Here is a 5082-nt window from a genome sequence, read left to right as displayed (position 1 = left end):
AACGCCGTCCTGGTTTAAAGTTAATCCACTATACATTACAACTAAATCATCACTCACTACACCAAATCATGAACACATACCAAGAAGAACCCGACGGCTTCATCCTGTATGACGAAAGGCCCGATCCCTTCGACAACCGCCGCGCCAGCCGTACGCGCTTTGCGGCAGTAAACCTGCCCATTTTGCTGGGCATCAGCGCAGTATCCGCACTATTACTGTGGATTACCCAATCATGCTTGGGTCAATGCGGCATCAACCGGCAGGTCGGCGGCGCAGTGCATGTCTTTGCCATCGCCCTTTACGGCCTGCTGCACTATCAAAGCACTTGGCTGGAAAAGCGCTGCAATGATGCCGGAAAGGGGCATTATCCGGCGATATGGATGTTCAGAATCAGCCTCGTACTTGCCGCCATCAGCCTGATATTGCCGGTATTTACATTGCCTATGGTCGCGGGCGGACTGCTTCAATTCGTCTACGGCATGATATTGCCGTCCAACCCATTGCCCAACCTGATGGGCTATCCTAAAACCAACTCGACAGCCCTACAAATCTGCGCGCTCTTAGCGTGCATCACGGCAGTCTTGATGGCTGTCGGATTGTTGCATTGGTTTTAAGTATTTCCCAATAAAGCAAAGGTCGTCTGAAAACCTTATCTGGAAGGTTTTCAGACGACCTTTTTCAGTATGGCGGGCTCTAATTCATCCAACCGCCCGCCCCTACTTTTCTAACCCGCGTGCAACACAAATATTGTCGGGCGTTTTTTTAAATTCGGCAGCGTTTTCGATTTCCGCCAAGCGGCAACGGTTTGGCTGATGATTTCCTGCGTCGGCAAAGTCAGGTCGGTTGCGGTGCAGAGACGGGTTTCAGGATGCAGGGTTTCCAGCGCGTCGGCGAGCAACGCGTCGTTGCGGTAAGGCGTTTCGATGAAAAGCTGGGTTTCGTTTTGCTGGCGCGAACGCTGTTCCAAGTTCTTCAAAGCGGCGATACGCTCGCTTTTCTCGGACGGCAGATAGCCTTTAAACGCGAAATTCTGCCCGTTCGCCCCTGACGCCATCAACGCCAGCAACAGGCTGGACGGGCCGACCAGCGGACGGACTTCATAGCCGTGTCGGTGCGCCAATGCCACCAAATTCGCGCCGGGATCGGCAACCGCGGGACAACCCGCTTCGCTGAGGATGCCCATGCTGCGCCCTTCCTGCAAAGGTTTCAGAAGTTCGGGCAGGGTTTTCAGGTCGGTGTGTTCGTTGAGGGTTTGCAGGTTCAGCTCGCGGATGGGGGTTGTGATGCCCAAATGTTTCAAATGGGCGCGGGCGGTTTTCTCGGCTTCGACGACGAAATCGGTCAAGCCGGTAATCTGCGCCTGTTCGTGCGGCAGCAGGCAAGGCGTATCGGGCGCACCCAAAGGGGTGGGAATCAAGTAAAGAATCGGGGACATGATGGATTTCCTATACGGAAGGTCGTCTGAAACCGTCAAACGGCTGTTTTCAGACGACCTAAATAATTTCTACGCCTTCGTTTTTTAAAAACTCGACCAGTTTGAAGATGGGCAAACCGATAAGCGCGTTCGGGTCGCTGCTGTCTATGCGCTCCAGCAACGCCGCGCCCAAGCCCTCGCTCTTCGCCGCACCCGCGCAGTAAACCGCGTCCGGTTCGCGCGCCAGATAACGCTCAATCTGCCCGTCTGTCAGCGCGCGCATCACGACCGACGTGTTATCGACATGACGCTGAATACGTCCCGAAGCAGTATTCAAAAGCACGATTGCGCTGTAAAATTCAATCTTTCTGCCGCTCAAATCCCTTAGCATTTGTTGTGCATTTGCGACGTTCATCGGCTTGCCCAACTGGCGGTCATTGCACCACGCCACTTGGTCCGCGCCGATCACCAACGCGGCAGGAAATCGAGCCGCCAGCGAACGCGCCTTCCCTTCCGCCAAACGCAAGGCAGTATCCGCCGCGTTTTCACCCGCAGCGGGTGTTTCGTCGAAATCAGGCGCGGCAGTTTGAAAATCAATGCCCAAACGTTCGAGCTGCGCGCGGCGGAACACCGAACCCGAACCCAATATCAAAGGCAGTTTTGCACTCATATTTTGCTTAAAAATATTGACGTTAGACTGTCGAAATTATATCATACCCCGTTTATGTCAGACCCTAATTTGATTGACCCAGAAGTTTTCGCCTCCGAAAAGCAGACCCTGCAAGGCAGCTTCCTGCTTGAGGAATTGGACGAACGAGTCCGTTCGCACGATTATCCGGCCGACAAACAGACCAAAGTGTCGTTTACGCTGAGCGGCGGACGCGACCGACTGCAGCGTTTGTTTCTCGATTTGAACGTCAAAGCCGATATACCGCTGATTTGCCAACGATGTATCCGCCCCATGCCGTTTACGCTCGACGAAACCAGCCGTATTGTTTTGTTCGCCAACGAAGAGGACTTGGATGAAGCAATGCTTGCCGACGAAGAGTTGGAAGGCATGCCGATTGAGAAAGAACTCGACGTACGCGGGTTGGTGGAAGACCAAATCCTAATGTCGCTCCCCTTCTCCCCGCGCCACGAAAACTGCGACAATGCCGCGCTGGAACAAGTCAATCAGGACAAACCCAACCCTTTTGCTGTTTTAGCAGGTTTGAAAAGCAGTTAATCAGGACACAGTTTTATTTATCTAGGAGCTTGAAATGGCCGTTCAACAAAACAAAAAATCCCCTTCCAAACGCGGTATGCACCGCTCTCACGACGCTTTGACCGCGCCTTCTCTGTCTGTTGACAGCGTAACCGGCGAAGTACACCGCCCGCACCACATTTCCCCCAACGGTATGTACCGCGGCCGTAAAGTAGTGAAAGCCAAAGGCGAATAATCTTATTCGACTGACTGAAAAAGCCAGAATATTGCCATGCAATGCTGGCTTTTTTACATTACATCCGAACTGCCCGAATCCATGCCTGCCCATGCTTCAAAATGCGGCACAAAATCCTTGCAGTTCAAACTGATACACCCCATTGAATCGGGAATCGCCATGAAACAGAAAATCTGGTACACCTACGACGACATCCACCGCGTTATCAAAGCGTTGGCGGAAAAAATCCAAAACTCCGGCGTCAAATACGATGCCATGATCGCCATCGGCGGCGGCGGCTTCATCCCCGCCCGTATGCTGCGCTGCTTTCTGGAAATCCCGATTTACGCCGTAACCACCGCCTATTACGACAGCGACAACGAAGGACAGGTAACGGAAGAAGTCAAAAAAGTCCAATGGCTCGACCCCGTACCTGACGCGCTGAAAGGCAAAAACGTACTCGTCGTCGATGAAGTCGACGACAGTCGCGTGACCATGGAATTCTGCCTGACCGAGTTGCAAAAAGAAGATTTCGGCACCATCGGCGTTGCCGTCCTGCACGAAAAAATCAAAGCCAAAGTCGGTAAAATCCCCGAAAGCATCCCCTACTTCAGCGGCCTTACCGTAGAAGACTGGTGGATCAACTACCCTTGGGACGCACTCGACATCGACGAACACAACCGCCTTGCCGCCGAAGGCAAAAAATAAGCCCGCGACGGAGAAGCCCGCCTTCTCCGGAAACGGTAAAAGCGAAATCCGTAGAACACCGACAAAACGAGATTTTGCCTCTTCTCAGCTTATCTTCATAAAACGCATTAGAATGTGGAACGCAACCCTTCAATCCGAAGCCCCCGACCACACATACACCCCTTTTCAGACAACCCCGTACCGCGTATCGCAAAAAGGTCGTCTGAAACCGACTGTGAAGCCGAACAAACCCACAGAGGTAGCCGACACCGCCCCTCTTCCGTTTCACAGCACAAACCGGAGAACAACATGATTACATTGGCCGTAGATGCCATGGGCGGCGACTCAGGTCTCGCAGTTACCGTCCCCGGTGCCCTTGCCTTTTTGAAACAGCAGCAAGACGTACACCTCATTATGGTCGGCGATGAATCCGCCGTCCGCCAAGCCCTCTCCGCAGCCAACGCGCCGATGGAGCGCATTACCGTACTCCATGCCTCCGAAGTCGTCGGCATGGACGAAGCCCCGCAGCTTGCCCTGAAAAACAAAAAAGACTCCTCCATGCGCATTGCCATCAACCAAGTCAAAGAAGGCACCGCGCAAGCCGCCGTCTCCGCCGGCAACACCGGCGCGCTCATGGCGACCGCCCGCTTCGTCCTCAAAACCATTCCCGGCATCGACCGCCCCGCCATCGCCAAATTCCTGCCCTCCGACAGCGAACACCTGACCCTCGCCCTCGATTTGGGCGCAAACGTCGACTGCACGCCTGAGCAGCTCGTACAGTTCGCCATCATCGGCAACGAACTCTTCCAAGCCCTCTACCCGCAAAAAGGCAGCCCGCGCGTCGGCCTGCTTAACGTCGGCACCGAAGACATCAAAGGCACGGATACCGTCAAACAAACCTTCAAACTGCTCAAAAGCAGCAAACTGAATTTCATCGGCAACATCGAAAGCAATGGCGTCCTATATGGCGAAGCCGACGTGATTGTCGCAGACGGCTTTGTCGGCAACATCATGCTCAAAACCATCGAAGGCGCGGTCAAATTCATGAGCGGAGCCATCCGTCAGGAATTCCAACGCAACCTGTTCAACAAAATGGCCGCCGTCGCCGCCCTCCCCGCCCTAAAAGGCTTGAAAAGCAAACTGGATCCCCGCAAATTCAACGGCGCCATCCTGCTCGGTCTGCGCGGTATCGTCATCAAAAGCCACGGCGGCACAGACGATGTCGGCTTCAGCTACGCCTTAGAAGAAGCCTACCACGAAGCAAAATCCGCCAGCCTGTCGAAAATTGAACAAGGTGTCGCCGAACAATTCGCCGCATTGGAAGCGATTAAGGCAGAACAAGCCGCTCAAGAAGCACAGCAAGCCGAAGAAAACAAAGTTTAAGACCTATCTGCGCAAATCCTCCAAGCGTGTTTGCCACATAGCGAAAGGGTCGTCTGAAATCCGTTTTCAGACGACCCTTTGAGTTTGAATCATTCAAAGTCAATCATGTATAGTCAATCAACGTTTAATTATAGTCAATTAAAAATAAAATAGTACAATACTCAACTTTGAAGGTCTAAC

8 protein-coding genes are annotated in these 5082 nt (G+C 53.2%); 6 read left to right on the top strand and 2 right to left on the bottom strand.

The window, feature by feature from the left end; all coding sequences use genetic code 11:
• Window positions 1–68: 68 nt before the first annotated feature.
• Window positions 69–614, top strand: a complete 546-nt coding sequence (locus HMPREF3277_RS10995; protein WP_070871141.1) for a cytosine permease — start codon at window positions 69–71, stop codon at window positions 612–614.
• Between the two features lie 110 nt (window positions 615–724).
• Here HMPREF3277_RS10995 and HMPREF3277_RS10990 read toward each other — a convergent pair whose 3' ends face one another.
• Window positions 725–1435, bottom strand: coding sequence for an SAM-dependent methyltransferase (locus HMPREF3277_RS10990; RefSeq protein WP_070871140.1), 711 nt, complete (start codon window positions 1433–1435; stop codon window positions 725–727).
• A 58-nt stretch (window positions 1436–1493) separates the two neighbouring features.
• On the bottom strand, window positions 1494–2084 hold the full coding sequence (locus HMPREF3277_RS10985; RefSeq protein ID WP_060975019.1) for a Maf family protein: 591 nt from the start codon (window positions 2082–2084) through the stop codon (window positions 1494–1496).
• A 54-nt stretch (window positions 2085–2138) separates the two neighbouring features.
• Between HMPREF3277_RS10985 and HMPREF3277_RS10980 the strand changes: the two genes are divergently transcribed.
• The 5 genes from HMPREF3277_RS10980 to plsX all read left to right on the top strand — a co-directional run bounded on the left by HMPREF3277_RS10980 (window position 2139) and on the right by plsX (window position 4902).
• Window positions 2139–2639 (top strand): YceD family protein, encoded by a 501-nt coding sequence (locus tag HMPREF3277_RS10980; protein ID WP_070871139.1) that lies wholly within the window; start codon window positions 2139–2141, stop codon window positions 2637–2639.
• A 34-nt stretch (window positions 2640–2673) separates the two neighbouring features.
• Window positions 2674–2853 carry a 50S ribosomal protein L32 gene (gene rpmF, locus HMPREF3277_RS10975; RefSeq protein WP_003744026.1) on the top strand — a complete coding sequence of 60 codons (180 nt, stop codon included), beginning with the start codon at window positions 2674–2676 and terminating at the stop codon, window positions 2851–2853.
• A gap of 159 nt (window positions 2854–3012) precedes the next feature.
• Window positions 3013–3540, top strand: coding sequence for a phosphoribosyltransferase (locus tag HMPREF3277_RS10970; RefSeq protein ID WP_049223868.1), 528 nt, complete (start codon window positions 3013–3015; stop codon window positions 3538–3540).
• A 112-nt stretch (window positions 3541–3652) separates the two neighbouring features.
• A complete protein-coding gene (locus HMPREF3277_RS14055) occupies window positions 3653–3832 on the top strand; it encodes a hypothetical protein (protein ID WP_083286710.1) in 180 nt (59 codons plus the stop codon).
• Window positions 3829–4902, top strand: a complete 1074-nt coding sequence (plsX, locus tag HMPREF3277_RS10965; RefSeq protein ID WP_003776441.1) for a phosphate acyltransferase PlsX — start codon at window positions 3829–3831, stop codon at window positions 4900–4902. Before HMPREF3277_RS14055 ends, plsX begins: the two co-directional genes overlap by 4 nt.
• Window positions 4903–5082: the final 180 nt, after the last annotated feature.

The sequence above is a fragment of the Neisseria sp. HMSC70E02 genome (assembly GCF_001838645.1).
In the GTDB taxonomy this organism is placed as follows: domain Bacteria; phylum Pseudomonadota; class Gammaproteobacteria; order Burkholderiales; family Neisseriaceae; genus Neisseria; species Neisseria macacae.
This window is presented reverse-complemented; position numbering and strand designations above follow the sequence as displayed.